General features: G+C 64.0%; 1 protein-coding gene. It reads right to left on the bottom strand.

Annotated elements, in window-relative coordinates; translation table 11 throughout:
- The coding region (gene rcdA, locus AC1D00_RS43870; RefSeq protein WP_477015036.1) for a protease adaptor protein RcdA at nt 1-504 on the bottom strand (504 nt) is incomplete at its 3' end.
- Nucleotides 505-734: the final 230 nt, after the last annotated feature.

Raw genomic sequence — 734 nt, 5'->3', positions numbered from 1 at the left:
CTCGAACGCGGCCTTCAGCGCATTGAGGTGCGGCACCAGCGGGTTGCCGATCGCGATGTGCTCGGCCGGCGGAGTGTGGATGGTGGTGTCGAGGCGGCGCACGCGGGTCTGCAGGCTCATCGAGCGGTGGATCAAATCCTGCAGCTGCAAGGGCAGCTTCTCGATGGTGTCGGCGGGGCCGGGATCGGCCGCGGTGAGCTTGACCTTGGTCTTCTCGCGGTTGGCCTGGACCAGCGTCATCTCGCCTTCCTTCACCGCGCGGTGCAGCAGCAGCCAGGAGGCGAGCTGCATCAGGCGGGTGGTCAGGCGCATGCTCTCGGTCGCGTAGGTGAGGCTGACGGCGCGATCGAGTGCCTTGGCCTCGGTGCGGCCGGCGCCGTCGAGATAGGCGGCAGTCTCTTCGACGAGGTCCATGCCCTCGCGGAACAGCGTGCCGAACGCCGCAGAATTGGTGAACCGCTCGCTGAGTTGAACGAGAGCGCCGTCGGCCTGCAAACGTTCCATGGTTAACGCCCCTTACGCAACTGTTTACCTGTCCGGCTTTGCGCCGGCTTATGATGAACAAATCATTGCGCGGGCGGGACGCGGAGTCCAGCGACAAGCACGGATATGGTTTCCGCGGGTCTTTCCCCGGAATTCAACCGCAACGAGACGCAAAAAAGAGCCGCCGGGAGACCGGCGGCTTTGAAAGTTGATAACAGGGAGGCGTCAAACAGAGTGGACAGGAGCCACTC

The organism is Bradyrhizobium sp. P2_E8, assembly GCF_056403875.1.
This window is presented reverse-complemented; position numbering and strand designations above follow the sequence as displayed.